Origin of the sequence: Bacillus sp. HU-1818, from assembly GCF_022695965.1 — a bacterium.
Taxonomy (GTDB): domain Bacteria; phylum Bacillota; class Bacilli; order Bacillales; family Bacillaceae; genus Bacillus; species Bacillus atrophaeus.
Window position 1 is genome coordinate 1 of sequence record NZ_JAAPBE010000002.1, and the last position, 17,435, is coordinate 17,435.

At 41.9% G+C, this 17,435-nt stretch carries 15 protein-coding genes; 8 read left to right on the forward strand and 7 right to left on the reverse strand.

Translation table 11 applies throughout. The annotated features are described in order from the left end of the window. Window positions 1–225: 225 nt before the first annotated feature. The 7 genes from gyrA to dnaA all read right to left on the reverse strand — a co-directional run bounded on the left by gyrA (window position 226) and on the right by dnaA (window position 9,292). On the reverse strand, window positions 226–2,691 hold the full coding sequence (gene gyrA / locus GXP75_RS05295; protein WP_214919273.1) for a DNA topoisomerase (ATP-hydrolyzing) subunit A: 2,466 nt from the start codon (window positions 2,689–2,691) through the stop codon (window positions 226–228). Window positions 2,692–2,918: 227 nt separating this feature from the next. Beyond that, on the reverse strand, window positions 2,919–4,835 hold the full coding sequence (gyrB, locus tag GXP75_RS05300; protein WP_061571948.1) for a DNA topoisomerase (ATP-hydrolyzing) subunit B: 1,917 nt from the start codon (window positions 4,833–4,835) through the stop codon (window positions 2,919–2,921). Window positions 4,836–4,891: 56 nt separating this feature from the next. Further along, window positions 4,892–5,137: an extracellular matrix regulator RemB gene (gene remB / locus GXP75_RS05305; protein ID WP_061668866.1), complete on the reverse strand. Its 246-nt coding sequence runs from the start codon at window positions 5,135–5,137 to the stop codon at window positions 4,892–4,894. Between the two features lie 17 nt (window positions 5,138–5,154). Beyond that, on the reverse strand, window positions 5,155–6,267 hold the full coding sequence (gene recF / locus GXP75_RS05310) for a DNA replication/repair protein RecF (RefSeq protein WP_061571949.1): 1,113 nt from the start codon (window positions 6,265–6,267) through the stop codon (window positions 5,155–5,157). Window positions 6,268–6,282: 15 nt separating this feature from the next. Then, on the reverse strand, window positions 6,283–6,498 hold the full coding sequence (rlbA, locus tag GXP75_RS05315) for a ribosome maturation protein RlbA (RefSeq protein WP_003326035.1): 216 nt from the start codon (window positions 6,496–6,498) through the stop codon (window positions 6,283–6,285). Between the two features lie 135 nt (window positions 6,499–6,633). Beyond that, window positions 6,634–7,770 (reverse strand): DNA polymerase III subunit beta, encoded by a 1,137-nt coding sequence (gene dnaN / locus GXP75_RS05320; RefSeq protein ID WP_010790563.1) that lies wholly within the window; start codon window positions 7,768–7,770, stop codon window positions 6,634–6,636. Between the two features lie 181 nt (window positions 7,771–7,951). Beyond that, window positions 7,952–9,292, reverse strand: coding sequence for a chromosomal replication initiator protein DnaA (gene dnaA / locus GXP75_RS05325; protein WP_003326038.1), 1,341 nt, complete (start codon window positions 9,290–9,292; stop codon window positions 7,952–7,954). A gap of 629 nt (window positions 9,293–9,921) precedes the next feature. On the opposite strand from dnaA, the gene rpmH reads away from it, so the two are divergent. The 8 genes from rpmH to noc all read left to right on the forward strand — a co-directional run bounded on the left by rpmH (window position 9,922) and on the right by noc (window position 17,427). Further along, the gene (gene rpmH, locus GXP75_RS05330; protein WP_003178075.1) at window positions 9,922–10,056 is read left to right on the forward strand and encodes a 50S ribosomal protein L34; all 135 of its coding nucleotides are present in this window, start codon (window positions 9,922–9,924) and stop codon (window positions 10,054–10,056) included. A 159-nt stretch (window positions 10,057–10,215) separates the two neighbouring features. After that, a complete protein-coding gene (gene rnpA, locus GXP75_RS05335) occupies window positions 10,216–10,563 on the forward strand; it encodes a ribonuclease P protein component (RefSeq protein WP_061571950.1) in 348 nt (115 codons plus the stop codon). A 154-nt stretch (window positions 10,564–10,717) separates the two neighbouring features. Beyond that, window positions 10,718–11,503, forward strand: a complete 786-nt coding sequence (spoIIIJ, locus tag GXP75_RS05340; RefSeq protein WP_072053271.1) for a YidC family membrane integrase SpoIIIJ — start codon at window positions 10,718–10,720, stop codon at window positions 11,501–11,503. Beyond that, window positions 11,500–12,123 carry an RNA-binding cell elongation regulator Jag/EloR gene (gene jag / locus GXP75_RS05345; protein WP_242556289.1) on the forward strand — a complete coding sequence of 208 codons (624 nt, stop codon included), beginning with the start codon at window positions 11,500–11,502 and terminating at the stop codon, window positions 12,121–12,123. Before spoIIIJ ends, jag begins: the two co-directional genes overlap by 4 nt. A gap of 313 nt (window positions 12,124–12,436) precedes the next feature. After that, window positions 12,437–13,816: a tRNA uridine-5-carboxymethylaminomethyl(34) synthesis GTPase MnmE gene (gene mnmE / locus GXP75_RS05350; protein ID WP_013390720.1), complete on the forward strand. Its 1,380-nt coding sequence runs from the start codon at window positions 12,437–12,439 to the stop codon at window positions 13,814–13,816. 18 nt (window positions 13,817–13,834) lie between these two features. Next, window positions 13,835–15,721 carry a tRNA uridine-5-carboxymethylaminomethyl(34) synthesis enzyme MnmG gene (gene mnmG / locus GXP75_RS05355; protein ID WP_061571951.1) on the forward strand — a complete coding sequence of 629 codons (1,887 nt, stop codon included), beginning with the start codon at window positions 13,835–13,837 and terminating at the stop codon, window positions 15,719–15,721. A 13-nt stretch (window positions 15,722–15,734) separates the two neighbouring features. After that, window positions 15,735–16,454: a 16S rRNA (guanine(527)-N(7))-methyltransferase RsmG gene (gene rsmG / locus GXP75_RS05360; protein ID WP_003326045.1), complete on the forward strand. Its 720-nt coding sequence runs from the start codon at window positions 15,735–15,737 to the stop codon at window positions 16,452–16,454. 121 nt (window positions 16,455–16,575) lie between these two features. Continuing rightward, the gene (gene noc, locus GXP75_RS05365) at window positions 16,576–17,427 is read left to right on the forward strand and encodes a nucleoid occlusion protein (RefSeq protein ID WP_061571952.1); all 852 of its coding nucleotides are present in this window, start codon (window positions 16,576–16,578) and stop codon (window positions 17,425–17,427) included. The last annotated feature ends 8 nt before the right edge of the window (window positions 17,428–17,435 follow it).

Consider the following 17,435-nt stretch of genomic DNA (forward strand, 5'->3'; position numbering starts at 1 on the left):
TGCCGCTCTTGAAGCGACCATTTAATCATAACATTTTGAGCTGTCTGGGTCAATACTTTTTTTAAAAAAGTTTTTGACGTTTTTGACGTTTGTGCCTTTCTTAAAAGACAACAGAATGAATTATATCATACTTATTCAGACTGTCAAAGACTTTTTTTATTTCTTTTAGAATCTTGTATATCTTTTTATAAAAAAAGAGGCAGCCTTTGATCGGCTGCCTCTTTTTTATTCTTCTTCCGTCTCATCTTCTTCTTGAGTCTCGTCATTCTTTTCTACTAATGCTACTGTGGCCACATGTTCTTGTTCGCCCATACGGATGAGACGAACCCCTTGGGTTACACGGCCTGTAATAGAGATATCTTCAATATCCATTCTGATCAGCACGCCGCTTGCTGTGATGATCATCAGGTCTTCTTCCCCTTTAGTCGCCTTCACCGTAACCAATCGGCCATTGTTTTCTGTAATCTTACATGTTTTAAGTCCCTTGCCTCCGCGGCTCTGGGTTCTGTAATCTTCAGCCGGAGTACGTTTACCGTATCCGTTTTCTGTCACGATGAGGACATGGGAGTCATCTTCTAATATTTCCATTCCGACAACTATATCATCATCAGTCAGTGTTATTCCTTTAACGCCTGCCGCAGTACGTCCCATCTCTCTTACGTCAGATTCCGGGAATCGAATAAGCAAGCCATTCTTCGTACCGATAATGATTTGTTTTGTGCCGTCTGTGAGACGGACAGCCATCAGCTCATCGTCTTCACGGAGTCCTAAAGCGATAAGACCGTTGTTTCGAATATTAGCGAATTGAGAAAGAGTTGTGCGTTTTGAAATCCCGTGTTTTGTAGTGAAGAATAAGTAAAGCTTCTCATCAAATTCACTTACCGGGATAATTGCGTTAATCCATTCGCCCTTCTCCACTTCAAGCAGGTTAATAATCGGAATTCCTTTTGCAGTTCGTCCGAATTCAGGGATTTCATACCCTTTTGAGCGATAGACTTTCCCCTTATTGGAGAAGAAGAGTATCGTATCATGGGTAGAAGTCGAAATCAGATGCTCTACAAAGTCATCTCCATTCGTCCCCATTCCCTGCACACCTTTACCTCCGCGTTTTTGACTGCGGTAGGTTGAAGCTGGGAGTCGTTTAATATAGCCATTATGTGTCAGCGTAACGACTATATTTTCTCTTTCTATCAGATCTTCATCTTCAATTGTTTCAAGACCTGCTGTCACAATTTCTGTACGTCTCTTATCATTGAAACGCTCTTTTATCTCTGTCAGCTCTTCACGGATAATCTCTAGCACTTTTTCTTCGTTAGCTAAGATTTCTTTTAGCTCTGCAATTAGTTTAACAAGTGATTGATATTCCTCTTCAATCTTTTCACGTTCCAAGCCGGTTAAACGCTGCAATCTCATATCGAGAATGGCTTGAGCCTGCTTTTCGGTCAGTGAGAACTGTTCGATTAAGCCATTTCTTGCAATCTCAGCCGTTTGAGAATTCCGGATGAGGGAAATGACTGCATCAAGGTGATCAAGGGCTATTCTTAACCCTTCTAAGATATGGGCTCTTGCTTCTGCTTTTCTAAGTTCGTAAGCAGTTCTTCGTCTGATTACCACTTTTTGATGATCAAGATAATGCACCAGACACTGCTTTAAATTTAATACCTTCGGCTCGCCGTCAACAAGTGCCAGCAGGTTAATCCCGAAGGAAGTTTGCAGGGCCGTTTGTTTGTACAGATTGTTCAGGATAACATGCGCGTTGGCATCTCGTCTGATTTCAATGACAATCCGCATACCGTTACGGTCAGACTCATCACGCAAATCAGTTATTCCTTCAATTTTCTTATCCCTGACAAGATCAGCAATCTTCTCAATTAGACGCGCTTTATTCACCTGATAAGGGAGTTCTGTTACTAAAATTCTTTCTTTCCCTGACGGAGTTTCTTCAATTTCTGCTTTTGCTCGAATCGTAATAGAACCTCTTCCGGATTCATATGCCTTGCGGATTCCGCTTCTGCCTAAAATTTGTCCGGCAGTCGGGAAATCCGGTCCAGGAATGAATTCCATCAGCTCTTGGATTGTTATGTCCTTGTTCTCGCTTACGGCAAGCACTCCGTCAATAATTTCTCCAAGCTGGTGCGGCGGTATATTTGTAGCCATTCCGACTGCAATACCGGCTGCTCCGTTTACAAGCAAGTTTGGGAATCTTGACGGCATGACAACAGGTTCTCTCTCTGAACCATCATAGTTATCTTGATAATCAATCGTGTCTTTTGTAATGTCTCGCAGAATTTCCATGGCGATCTTAGACATTCTGGCTTCGGTGTACCGCATCGCAGCGGCTGAGTCTCCGTCTACAGAACCAAAGTTTCCATGACCGTCGACAAGCATATAACGGTAGTTGAAGTCCTGCGCCATCCTGACCATGGATTCATATACTGCGGAATCCCCGTGAGGGTGGTACTTACCGATAACTTCTCCGACAATACGCGCAGATTTTTTATACGCCTTGTCACTGGTCATTCCCAGATCATTCATCGCATACAAAATCCGTCTGTGAACCGGTTTTAAACCGTCACGGACATCCGGAAGAGCCCGGGATACGATAACGCTCATTGCATAATCCAAGAAGGATGTACGCATTTCCTGACTGATATTTATTTCACGAACTTGCGGTGTATTTTGTTCACTCATTAAAAAAACCTCCCTGAAGTATCACATGAAATTATGTGGGAGTAGATCGTCCATTATGATCTTCAATACGATTTCACTATTCTCCATTATATCAATAAACTTATGTTTATACACATTAAATTGCTAGAATATACGGGTTTTGCAAGAATTGCCTGAATATATGTCCCTACCAGAGGGCCTCTTGAGAAAAAAGCCTTATTTCTTATTGGAAACAAGGCTTTCTCATATTAGATATCAAGATTTTTCACGTATCTTGCATTGGCTTCAATGAAGTTTCTGCGCGGTTCTACTTTATCACCCATCAGCATCTCAAACGTTTCGTCCGCATCCATCGCATCTTCCAATGTGACTTGCAGAAGCGTTCTTGTATCAGGGTCCATCGTTGTTTCCCAAAGCTGAGTCGCATTCATTTCTCCAAGACCTTTATAACGCTGCAATCCCGGCTTCGGTGTTTGGGGAAGTGTGCTTAACACTTCCTCAAGCTGCTTATCATTGTAAGCATATTCAACTCTTTTCCCTTGCTGAACTTTATAGAGCGGCGGCTGTGCGATATAAATATAGCCGTTCTCAATAATTTGACGCATATATCTATAAAAGAAAGTCAATAACAATGTTCTGATATGCGCGCCGTCAACATCGGCATCTGTCATAATGACGACTTTATGGTAACGGGCTTTTTCAAGATTGAAATCTTCGCCTATGCCGGTTCCGAGCGCGGTGATCATCGAACGAACCTCATTATTTGAGAGAATTTTATCAAGTCTCGCTTTTTCTACATTCAGAATTTTACCTCTGAGCGGCAGAATCGCTTGGAAATGACGGTCGCGTCCTTGTTTTGCTGAACCGCCCGCAGAGTCTCCCTCTACGATGTACAGTTCAGAAATACTCGGATCTTTTGATGAACAGTCTGCCAATTTACCCGGCAAGTTTGAAATTTCAAGCGCACTTTTTCTTCGTGTCAGCTCACGTGCTTTTTTTGCCGCCATACGTGCTCTGGCAGCCATAAGGCCTTTATCAATCACTTTTCGTGCAGAATCAGGGTTTTCAAACAAAAATGTTTCGAGCGCTTCTGAGAATAGCGCATCTGTAATTGTCCGAGCTTCAGAGTTGCCAAGCTTCGTTTTGGTTTGGCCCTCAAACTGCGGGTCGGGATGTTTGATGGAAATAATCGCTGTTAAGCCTTCCCTAACATCATCTCCGCTTAAATTCGGATCACTTTCTTTGAAAATACCTTTTTTTCTGGCATAGTCATTGATTACACGGGTCAGACCTGTTTTAAAGCCTGCTTCATGTGTACCGCCTTCGTATGTGTTGATATTGTTGGCGAATGAATAGATGTTGCTTGTATAGCTGTCGTTGTATTGCAAAGCGACTTCAACCGTAATTCCGTCCTTCGTGCCCTCAATGTAAATTGGTTCCTCATGAACGACTTCTTTCGAACGGTTTAAATACTCAACATAGCTTTTAATTCCGCCTTCATAGCAGTATTCATTTTTTCGCTCTTTTTCTTCGCGTTTATCTTCAATCGTGATCTTAACGCCCTTTGTTAAGAATGCAAGCTCACGGACACGGTTAGAAAGCAAATCATAATCATATTCCGTCGTTTCGGTAAAAATCTCAGGATCCGGAACAAAGTGAGTAATGGTTCCGGTTGTATCTGTATCACCAATCACTTCAACATCAGCCATAGGAACCCCGCGTTCATATGCCTGGTAATGAATTTTTCCGTCACGGTGAACGGTCACATCCAAGGTCGTTGAAAGTGCGTTTACAACAGAGGCACCCACACCATGCAATCCTCCGGACACTTTATAACCGCTTCCGTCAAATTTACCGCCGGCGTGCAGCACCGTCATGATAACTTCAACCGCAGGACGGCCCATTTTTTCCTGAATGCCGACCGGAATACCGCGGCCATTATCTCTTACAGTAATGCTGTTATCTTTCTCAATCTCAATATTAATTTCTGAACAATAACCGGCCAGGGCTTCGTCTATACTGTTATCGACAATTTCCCATACCAAATGGTGAAGGCCTTTGCTGTTTGTTGACCCGATATACATTCCCGGTCTTTTACGAACAGCTTCCAATCCTTCTAATACCTGTATCTGATTTTCATCATAACTATTTTGCTGCTGTTCCATAGCCACGCACATTCACCTACACTTTTCTTAAACAATATATTTATTTTAAAGATCCGCTAAGAATCTATTTCTAACATAAATTGCGCACGTTTTTTCAGTGTGCTGGAAGATAAGGGGGAGTAATATATATTCTGTATTGTGACTACAATAGACTTTGGTGTGCCGTTTACGGACGGCACTACTTTTTGTTTCTGTTTAGCAAGAAACTCTTCGACAATCGGCGACATGTTTACTTTATAATCAAAAATGCCGACGATGTCCCGTGTGGAAACGACAAAGTCATCACCCAGATGAATATACAATTGCTCACCTCATTTCTTCACTTCACTAACGCACCGTTTTGCACACGGAACATTCCTGCTTGATGTAAGGTTTCGTGATCAATGCCATCTACACTTGTCGTAGTGACAAACGTTTGAACACGGCCTTGAATCGTATGAAGCAAATGCGACTGCCGATAGTCATCCAGCTCACTCAGCACATCATCCAAAAGTAAGATAGGGTATTCTCCGATTTCTTCATGAATCAAGTCAATTTCCGCCAGCTTGAGTGACAATGCCGTTGTCCGCTGCTGCCCCTGAGAACCATATGTTTGCACATCGCGTCCGTTCACATAAAAAAGAACATCATCCCGATGAGGTCCCGACAGCGTTACACCACGCTCAATTTCTTTTTCTCTTAGCTTTGAAAACGCCCTTTGGTAACTATCTCCTATTTTCGACAAGTCTTCGGGATCTGATACCTCAAGAGCCGTCTGATACTTCAGCGTCAGTTCTTCAAGCCCTCTTGAAATCCCCGAATGGATCGGCTGCGCCCATTTTTCAAGCTGCGCTGTAAATTGCAGGCGTTTTACGACAACCTTTGCTGCTGCCTCGATCAGCTGTTCAGTCAGAACGTCGAGCATTGTCCGATCAGTCTGTTTCCTGCTTTGCAGCTGTTTCAAAAAATGATTTCTTTGCGTAAGAATTTTCTGGTACAGAGAAAGATCGTACAAATAAACTGGAGATACCTGGCCGATTTCCATGTCAAGAAACCGCCGTCTTACTTGCGGACTGCCCTTTACGAGATTTAAGTCCTCGGGCGCGAACATAATTGTATTCAGCGCTCCTACATACCGGCTCAGTTTTTGCTGTTCGATATGATTGACCTTGCCCTTTTTCCCCTTCTTGGAAATGACAAGCTGCATTGGGATCGGCCCGTTTTGCTTCATCACTCTTCCTTCTATTTTAGCATAGTCTTTGTCCCACCGTATAAGTTCTTTGTCATTTGACGTGCGATGTGATTTCGCCATCGACAAAACATAGATCGCTTCCATGAGATTTGTCTTCCCTTGAGCATTCTCACCAATGATGACATTCACTTTATTTTCAAATTGTAGTTCGGCACGCTCGTAATTACGATAAGACGTTAATTCCAAATTTTGGATATACAAACAATGTCACCTGCTTTAATTGACGACTTGAAATGAACCAAATCCTTCAATCGCCACCACATCTCCAACATACAGTTTTCTGCCGCGGCGGTTATCGGGTTCATTGTTAACGAATACCTCATGCTCGCTCAAAAACCATTTTGCCATGCCGCCTGACTGAATAACATCAGCTAATTTCAAGAATTGGCCAAGCGTGATCATTTCTGTATCAATGGAAATTGGATTTGCCATTATATCGACCTCTTTCAAATATCACTAATATCTAATTGTACTAAAAAATAACGAAATAGGGAAAGGGAAAACTTGTAGGAGCAGGTTCTGAATAGAAAAGCTGCCGGATCGGACCGGCAGCGGGATTGTTTTGAATTAATAGGTTCTGACTGGCAGGATAAGCTGTACGATCGTTTCATCATTCGGCGTGCGAATCAGAAACGGTCTCATAGCTCCTGTAAAGCTTACACGAATTTCTGCTCCTTCAAGCACCTTTAATGCATCCAACATATATTTTGGGCTAAAAGAAATATTTAATTCTTCACCCTCGATTTGATCTGCCAAAACGGCCTCAACCACTTTACCGATCTCAGGAGAGTTAGATGAAATCTCGATGGATTCAGCAGGTTTTGCAGAAAGCTTAACCACGTTGTTCCGTCCTTCTCTTGCCAAAAGGGATGCACGATCAATCGCTTGGAGAAATTCTTTTGTATTCACAATGATTTCTGTTTTGCTCTCTTGCGGAATCAGACTTGTCGTGTCGGGATAGTTTCCGTCAAGAAGTCTTGAGAAAAACAAGACATTTTTCGCTTTAAACAGCACTTGCGTTTCTGTGATCACGATATCTACAAGTTCTTGATTGTCGTCCAGAATTTTACTTAATTCAGTTAAGCTTTTTCCCGGGATGACTACGTTGTATGAGCTGTCTTCAGGAATATCGAGCTTCGCTTTTCTTAATGCAAGGCGGTGGCTATCCGTAGCGATGCATAATAATTCACTGTTTTCAACTTTCCAGTTTACACCTGTCAAGATTGGGCGTGTTTCTGAGGTGGACACTGCGAATACCGTTTGACGAATCAGGTTTTTTAATAAATCAGTCGGAATTTGAATGGCATGATGTTCTTCGATCTGCGGAAGATGAGGATATTCATCTGCATCCAGACCATTTAGGTTAAATTCAGCTTTTCCAGAACGGATAATGGTTAAATACTGATTTTGCACTTCAATCTCCACAGTGGACATCGGTAGTTTCTTTACAATTTCACTGAAAAAACGGGCTTGCAGCACAATACTGCCGGGCTGTTCTATCGTGATGATTTCTTTATCCCCTTCTTCTTTCGGGATAAAGGATTCGATTGAGATATCGGAATCACTTCCTGTGAAGGATACTCCTTCATCGGATGCAACAATCTTAATTCCTGTAAGAATGGGAATCGTCGTTCTGGATGATACTGCTTTTAATACATCCTGGACACTTTCAACTAAACGATCTTTTTGAATCGTGAACTTCATGTTTATCCTCCTAACGGATAATAATATATATATTTTAAAAATAGTAGAAGTACTAGTAGGGCCTGTGGATTTGTGGATAAGTTGTGAAAAAGACAGGAAACACAGCCTATCCACATGTGGACAGACTGTGTATGACTTAAGAAAAGTTATTCACACTTTCCCGGGTTTATCCTCGGGCCTATTATTTAAGCTGCTCTTTAATTTCTTTTACATGCTGCTGAAGCTGCTCATCATCAAGCATCATTTTTGATATTTTTTCATGTGCATGAATGACAGTTGTGTGATCACGCCCGCCAAATTCTTCCCCGATTTTAGGCAAGGAAGAGTCGGTCATCTCCCTTGAGAGATACATTGCGATTTGCCTTGGGAACGCAACGGACTTTGTACGTTTTTTTGCTTTAAAATCTTCGAGCTTTATATTAAATTGCTGACCTACGATCCGCTGAATTTCTTTTATGGTAATCACTTTCGGTTTTGACGATGGAATGATATCTTTCAATGCCTCCGCAGCCAGATCAGCGTTTATATCTTTATTGATTAAGGACGAATACGCTACAACCCGTATAAGCGCCCCTTCAAGTTCCCGAATGTTGCTGTCGATTTGATTAGCGATGTAAAGCATCACCTCATTCGGAATATCAAGCCCCTCAGCTTTCGCTTTTTTTCTCAAAATGGCAATCCTTGTTTCAAGATCAGGCGGCGTAATATCCGTAATCAGTCCCCATTCAAAACGAGAGCGTAAGCGATCTTCAAGTGTCGGGATCTCTTTTGGCGGTCTGTCACTGGAAATAACGATTTGTTTGCTTTCTTCGTGCAGCGTGTTAAACGTATGGAAAAACTCTTCTTGGGTTTGTTCTTTTCCCGCTAAAAACTGAATATCATCTATCAAAAGTACATCGACATTTCGATAGCGGTTGCGGAAATCGACAGCTTTATTATCACGAATAGAGTTGATGAATTCGTTTGTAAATTTCTCAGAAGACAGATAAACCACTTTGGCAGAAGGATTATGATCTATGACATAATGGCCGATCGCATGCATTAAGTGCGTTTTTCCCAATCCGACGCCCCCATATATAAATAAGGGGTTGTACGCTTTGGCAGGTGCTTCAGCTACAGCTAGAGAAGCGGCATGAGCGAAACGGTTTCCAGATCCGATGACGAATGTGTCAAATGTATATTTAGGGTTGAGCATATTTTGAGGAAAATCAGACGGTTCTTCTTTTGCCACCTTTTTTATTGGAGGTTTTGGCATAAAGTCTTCTTCGTCTTGATTTTGAGGTATGACAAACTTAATGCTCAATTCTTCCCCGGTTAATTCATATATAGTATCTGCAATGAGATGCAAGTATCTGGACTCAAGCCAGTCTCTGGCAAATTCATTTGGAGCGGTGATTGTCAGTGTATCTCCTTGCAGTGCGTGTGCTTTAGTAGATTTCATCCAAGTCTCAAAACTTGGCTTGCTTAATTTTTTTTCAATTTGAACCAAGGCTTGATTCCAAAGGTCTAATATATTCTCCATTTTCCGGCACGTCCCTCCTTTTCTTTGAATTGGGCCAGCTGATTTCTGTTATAGAACACAAAAAAAGAGCAAATGGCGCATACCATTCGTACACATTAAATGTTGAAAACATATAATATAGTAGATAAATAGCTTTTCGACAATTTTCACAGCTTGTGGACAACATTCTACACACCCTGTGTGAAAACAGTCCACATCTTATCCACAGTTTGTGGATAACGGAAAAAGCTGAGTTCAATAATTAAGAGTTAAAACACAAATATAATATCAAAATAAACGAGAGCTTGCAATGGGTCTCATAATCTTATCCACAAACTGTACAAGTTGTTGAAAAATTATTGTCCACAACAGTTAGCAATGTGAAAATGTTGTCGATAACACCTGTGGATATTAAAAATGCGTCAAAAAGATATCCACATAGGGTTTTGAGCCTCAAAAAAGTTGGAGATTCATATTTTTTTCGCTAAATTAAGGAATATGAAAAATAAGGTTTCGAAAGTTAGAAAGGTGTGTTATCCTATTATGGTTGCAAGAAACAAAAGTATTAGTGAAGTTGACAATGAGTAGGTAACGCAAATATAATAAGTAAGACTGTCTTTAACAGCTATTCCTCGAGGGAGGTGTCATAAATGAAAAGAACATTTCAACCGAATAACCGTAAACGCAGTAAAGTTCATGGCTTCAGAAGCCGTATGAGTTCTAAAAACGGACGTCTAGTATTAGCACGCCGCCGCCGTAAAGGCAGAAAAGTATTATCAGCTTAGGCCACTGAATAATGTCAGTGGTCTTTTTTCACGTTAAGAGGGAAAGAAGTTCTATGCGGCGCTGTCAGCTGGAGATATTTTTCTCTGGCTTTCAGACGGCCCATATTCTAAATACAGAAATAAAAGTTTTCCGCCAGCCAGTATCGGAGTGAGTCAAAAATGAAGAAGCGAAATCGTTTAAAGAAAAATGAAGATTTTCAAAAGGTGTTTAAGCATGGAACGTCAATGGCAAATCGCCAGTTTGTTTTATATGTGCTTAATCAGCCGGAGGCCGATGAGTTTCGGGCGGGGCTTTCAGTTAGTAAAAAAATCGGAAACGCAGTCGTTCGCAATCGTGTGAAACGTTTAATCCGGCAAGTTTTACAGGATGAGAAAGACAAACTGAAGCAAAAAGACTATATCATTATTGCGAGAAAACCTGCGAGTCAGCTGACCTTTGAGGAAACTAAAAAAAGTTTGCAGCACTTGTTCAGAAAATCCTCTTTATACAAGAAATCTTCAAAATAGTTATTTCCACTGTTATTTGTAGTGTTTTAAAAGCGCTTCCTTCTGGTTGGACTGAAAAATCAACACCATTTAAAACTGAAAGATGCTAAAATACATACAAGTGTGTATTTTTTAGGAGAGTACCTTTGTTATTAAAGATTGATTATAGGAGGAAATGTTGTTGAAAAGGAGAATATGGTTACTACTTAGTATGGTCGGCATGTTAGTGCTTTTAGCTGGGTGTTCGAGTGTAAAAGAGCCGATCACTGCAAATAGTCCGCATTTCTGGGACAAGTACGTTGTGTATCCATTGTCTGAGGTCATCACGTATGTTGCTAAACTGACAGGAGACAACTATGGACTTTCAATTATCATTGTCACAGTTTTAATCCGTTTATTAATTTTGCCGCTGATGATCAAGCAGCTCAGAAGCTCAAAAGCCATGCAGGCATTACAGCCTGAAATGCAGAAGCTTAAAGAAAAATACAGCTCAAAAGATCAAAAAACGCAGCAGCAGCTTCAGCAGGAAACAATGGCTCTTTTTTCTAAGCATGGAGTAAATCCATTAGCGGGTTGTTTCCCAATTTTAATTCAAATGCCGATTTTAATTGGTTTCTATCATGCAATTATGAGAACACAGGCAATATCAGAGCATAGCTTCCTATGGTTTGACTTAGGAGAAAAAGATCCTTATTATATTCTCCCGATCGTAGCAGGTGTTGCCACATTTGTGCAGCAAAAGCTTATGATGGCTGGCAATGCGACGCAAAATCCGCAAATGGCGATGATGCTTTGGATTATGCCGATTATGATCATCGTATTTGCTATCAGCTTCCCGGCAGCTCTATCTCTTTATTGGGTAGTCGGAAACCTGTTTATGATTGCGCAAACTTTCCTCATTAAAGGACCGGATCTTAAAAAAGAACCGGAACCGCAAAAAGCGGGAGGAAAGAAAAAGTGAGGAAGGTGACTGCTGCTGGGCAAAATGTCGATGAAGCAGTACAATCCGGCCTTAAAGAGCTTCAATTAACAAAAGATCAAGTTGAGATCACCGTTATAGATGAAGGAAGTAAAGGCTTTTTAGGGATTTTCGGGAAAAAGCAGGCACTGGTGGAGCTTACTGAAAAACTGGACCCTGTTCAGGAGACGAAGGCTTATCTGGAACAGGTTTGCGAAACCATTGCCGGTCCGTCACATGTTATGATCAACGAAAGCAAGAAGACAATTACCTTTCAGATAAAGGGTGATAAAGCTGCGCTGCTGATAGGGAAAAGAGGCCAAACCTTAAATGCCCTTGAAACACTGACACAGCTTGTTTTAAACCGCTATTCAGATCAATACTGGCATGTGGTGGTTGATGCGGAAAATTACCGGTTAAAAAGAAAAGATACTTTGCGCCAGTTGGCGGTTCGTTTGGCCGATCAAGTGCTCAAAACGAAAAAGGCGGTTTATTTAGAGCCAATGCCGTCCAGCGAAAGGAAAATCATTCATGACGCCCTTTCAGGTTATGCAAAGCAGATTCATACGTACTCAACAGGTGAAGGCCAGTATCGCCACCTCGTTATTTCCCATAAAAAATAGCATAAAACCGAAGCCCGGACAAAACTGGGACTTCGGTTTTTTTGCGTTGAAAAACTTGTTTTTCCTATATAATATCACGTTTTTGCCGTTTAAGTTTTTCCTTTTTAGGTGTATGCTGTTGATAAAAAGGAAAGTTAGGAAATAAAATTAATTGTTATTCACATGTGGATAAGTTAAAGTAGTAAGGGATGAATTTCTTTGTCTGTGGATAACGAAATCTTCCACTTCAAACCAAACTATGTTATCTTTAAGTTTTGGCATAATAATATATTTTTTATATAGATGATAGAAAAGATAAAGAGAGGTGAACAGCATGGATACGATTGCGGCGATATCGACACCAATGGGAGAAGGCGCAATTGCGATTGTTCGATTGAGCGGACCGGAAGCTATACAAATCGCTGACAGAATGTATAAGGGACCGAAGGGGAAAACGATCAGTTCGGCAGAATCTCATACCATTCATTATGGTCATATTGTTGACAGAAGTACGCAGCGGGTCGTTGAAGAGGTCATGGTATCGGTTTTAAGAGCGCCGAGAACATTTACACGAGAAGATGTAATTGAGATCAACTGCCATGGAGGAATTGTTACGGTCAATCAGGTTCTTCAGCTCGCTTTAAGAGAGGGAGCAAGATTAGCCGAGCCTGGTGAATTTACAAAACGGGCGTTTTTAAACGGACGAATTGACCTTTCACAGGCTGAAGCCGTTATGGACTTGATCAGAGCAAAAACAGACCGGGCCATGAATGTCGCCATGAATCAAATGGAAGGCCGGCTGTCTGCACTCGTCCGCCGTTTGCGCAATGAGCTTTTGGAAACTCTCGCCCATGTTGAGGTAAATATAGATTATCCAGAATACGATGATGTTGAAGAAATGACGCATCAGCTTTTAATTGAGAAGGCAAGCTCCGTCAAGAAGGAAATTGACGCATTGCTGACGACTTCCGAGCAAGGAAAAATTTTGAGAGAAGGACTCTCTACTGTCATTATTGGCCGTCCGAATGTAGGGAAATCATCACTTCTCAACAGCTTGGTCCATGAAACCAAAGCGATTGTCACAGATATCCCGGGAACCACAAGGGATGTTATTGAGGAATATGTCAATGTAAGAGGAGTTCCTCTTCGCCTAGTTGATACCGCAGGAATTCGTGAGACTGAGGATATTGTTGAAAAAATAGGTGTTGAGCGTTCACGACAGGTTTTGAAGGAAGCAGACCTGATTTTACTTGTGCTTAATTATAGTGAAGAACTTTCTGAAGAAGACGTGAAGCTGTTTGAAGCGGTAAAAGGAATGGATGTTATTGTTATTCTGAATAAGACGGACCTTGAGCCTAAGATTGATGCAGATCGTGTTAAGGAGCTGGCAAACGGCCGTCCTGTCGTCACGACATCTCTTTTGAAGGAAGAGGGAATTACCGATTTAGAAGAAGCGATCCAATCACTGTTCTTTACCGGAACGATTGAAAGCGGCGATCTCACCTATGTCAGCAATACCCGCCATATTTCTATTTTGCATGAGGCGAAACGTGCAATTGAAGATGCACTTAATGGCATTGAACAGGATGTTCCTATCGACATGGTGCAAATTGATCTTACAAGATGCTGGGAGCTGCTGGGCGAAATCATTGGTGATGCCGTCCACGAAAGCTTAATTGACCAGCTCTTTTCACAATTTTGTTTAGGGAAATAAAAAGGAGGAACAAAAATCATGGGGTATGAAGCAGGCCAATACGATGTGATCGTTATTGGCGCCGGGCATGCCGGTGTTGAGGCTGCCCTCGCATCAGCGCGCCAAGGTGCCAAAACGCTTGTGTTAACCATCAACCTTGATATGGTTGCTTTTATGCCATGTAACCCGTCTGTCGGCGGCCCCGCGAAAGGGATTGTCGTCCGCGAAATTGATGCGCTTGGCGGAGAAATGGCTAGAAATATAGATAAAACGCATATTCAAATGAGAATGCTGAATACGGGAAAAGGTCCGGCTGTCCGCGCTTTGCGTGCGCAAGCGGATAAATTCCAATATCAGCATGAAATGAAAAATACGCTTGAAAAAGAACCAAATTTAACACTGCTTCAGGGAATTGCGGAACGTTTAATCATTGAAGACGGAGAATGCCGCGGAGTTGTAACGCAAACCGGTGCGCATTATCGGTCTAAAGCTGTTGTGCTGACAACTGGAACATATTTAAGAGGAAGAATTATTTTAGGTGATTTGTCTTACTCAAGCGGTCCGAATAATCAACAGCCTTCTATTAAACTTTCTGAGCATTTGGAAGAGCTGGGATTTGATCTTGTTCGTTTTAAAACAGGAACACCGCCGCGTGTCAAAGGCGACTCGATTGATTACAGCAAAACTGAGATACAGCCGGGAGACGAAGTGCCCCGCGCTTTCTCATATGAAACTGTGGAGTATATTACAGACCAACTGCCATGCTGGCTGACATATACAAGTCCTGAGACTCATGAGATTATTGACAACAACCTGCATCGTTCACCGATGTATTCCGGTATGATTAAAGGAACAGGTCCGAGATATTGCCCGTCAATTGAAGATAAAGTGGTTCGGTTTAATGATAAGCCGCGTCACCAGATCTTCCTTGAGCCAGAAGGCAGAAATACGCAAGAAGTCTATGTCCAAGGTTTATCGACAAGTCTTCCGGAGGACGTGCAGCAAAGAATGCTTTCAACGATTCCGGGACTGGAAAAGGTTCAAATGATGAGAGCGGGCTATGCAATCGAGTATGACGCGATTGTACCGACACAGCTGTGGCCGACGCTTGAAACGAAAAAAATCCCTAATCTGTTCACGGCAGGACAAATCAATGGAACGTCTGGTTACGAGGAGGCGGCAGGCCAAGGAATCATGGCAGGCATAAATGCAGGACGGAAGGCTCTTGATCGAGAAGAAGTCATTCTCAGCCGTTCTGATGCGTATATTGGCGTTTTAATTGATGACCTTGTGACAAAAGGAACAAATGAACCTTACCGTCTTTTGACATCCCGCGCTGAATACAGACTGCTGCTGCGTCATGATAATGCCGACCTTCGTTTAACAGAAATCGGCCATCGCATTGGATTGATTTCAGATGAGCGGTTCCAGTCGTTCCAAACGAAAAAAGCGGCAATCGAAGCAGAGAAAAAGCGTTTGTATTCTGTGATCATCAAGCCGTCTGAAGAAAATCAAAAGTATATCCGTTCTCTTGGCGGAAGCGAATTGAAAGACGGAGTGCGCGGCACAGACTTGATGAAGCGTCCTGAAATGAACTACGAATCTGTCACCAAACTTGCGCCGGCTGAAACACCGGTAGCGCCGGAAGTGGCAGAACAAGTAGAAATTCAAGTGAAATATGAAGGATATATTGAAAAGTCACTTCAACAGGTTGAAAAGCTTAAAAAGATGGAAAATAAAAAAATTCCGGATCGAATTGATTATGATGCGATTAAGGGAATTGCAACCGAAGCCCGTCAAAAACTGAAAGAAGTAAGACCTCTATCTGTTGCTCAGGCTTCCCGTATTTCTGGTGTAAATCCAGCGGATATTTCAATTCTTTTGGTCTATTTAGAGCAAGGACGCATTGCGAAGGTAGCCGAATAGAAAGGATGACGGCATGAATATTGAAGAATTCACGTCTGGCTTGGCGGAAAAAGGGATTTCCCTTTCTTCCCGTCAGCTGGAACAATTTGAGTTGTATTATGAGATGCTTGTCGAGTGGAATGAAAAAATCAATCTGACTTCCATAACAGAGAAAAAAGAAGTGTACTTGAAGCATTTTTATGATTCGATTACAGCGGCTTTTTATGTTGATTTTAAACAAGTAAACACAATTTGTGATGTCGGCGCGGGAGCGGGTTTTCCGAGCTTGCCGATTAAAATTTGTTTTCCGCATCTCCAAGTATCCATCGTTGATTCATTAAACAAGAGAATTACGTTTTTGGAAAAGCTGGCTGAAGCTTTACAACTAGAGAATACATCATTTTATCACGACAGAGCGGAAACTTTCGGACAGCGCCAAGATCTTCGAGAAAGCTATGATATCGTGACGGCTCGGGCTGTAGCGAGGCTTTCCGTATTAAGCGAACTTTGTCTTCCTCTTGTAAAGAAGAATGGTTTGTTTGTTGCGTTAAAGGCGGCTTCTGCTGAAGAAGAGCTGAAGGCGGGGAAAAAAGCAATCACAACGCTCGGAGGAGAACTTGAGCAAGTCCATTCCTTTAAGCTTCCGTTGGAAGAAAGCGACCGGAACATCATCGTAATGAGAAAGAAAAAAAATACACCTAAGAAATACCCAAGAAAACCCGGGACTCCTAATAAATCGCCAATTGAAGGGTAGTTTAGACAGCATAATGTGACAATACCCTCATCATTTCTTCAAAATTGATGAACATACAGCAGGAAAAGCCATGAGAAAATAGAATTATAAAAATGGTAGTTTTTAAAGGTGGTGTAGGTACATGAAGCATTCATTCTCTCGTCTCTTCGGGCTTGGTGAGAAAGAAGAGGAACCGGAGATTGCTGACCATGATACAAACAAAGAAGAGATTCTGGAAATACCGGTAGATGCTATCGTTCCCAACCGTTTTCAACCACGCACCATTTTCTCAGATGAAAAAATCCAAGAATTAGCTATGACTATTCATACACACGGCATTATTCAGCCGATCGTCGTCAGGCATACAGAAGAGGAAGGCCAATATGAACTCATTGCGGGTGAACGCCGCTGGAGAGCGGTACAAACCCTTGAATGGGTGAAAATTCCCGCTATTATCAAGGATTTTTCTGATACGGAAACAGCATCTGTTGCACTGATTGAAAACTTGCAAAGGGAAGAATTGTCTTCTATTGAGGAAGCGCACGCCTATGCAAGGCTTTTAGAGCTTCATGATTTAACACAGGAAGCATTAGCGCAGCGTCTGGGAAAAGGACAGTCTACGATTGCAAATAAACTTCGGTTATTGAAGCTGCCTGAACCGGTTCAGGATGCGATCATGCAGAAGAAAATTACGGAGCGCCATGCCAGAGCGATGATTCCGCTGAAACAGCCTGAGCTCCAAGTCACACTGCTCTCAGAAATTATTGAAAAAAGCCTGAATGTTAAGCAGACGGAAGACCGAGTGGTTAAAATGCTTGAACAAGACCAGCGAAAACCAAAACCGAGACGCAAAGCGTTCAGCAGAGATACAAGAATCGCAATGAATACAATTCGCCAATCGTTGTCTATGGTTGAGGACAGCGGAGTGAAATTAAATACCGAAGAAGAAGAATTTGAAGAATACATCCAATTGACGATCCGAATTCCAAAGTAAAAAACTCT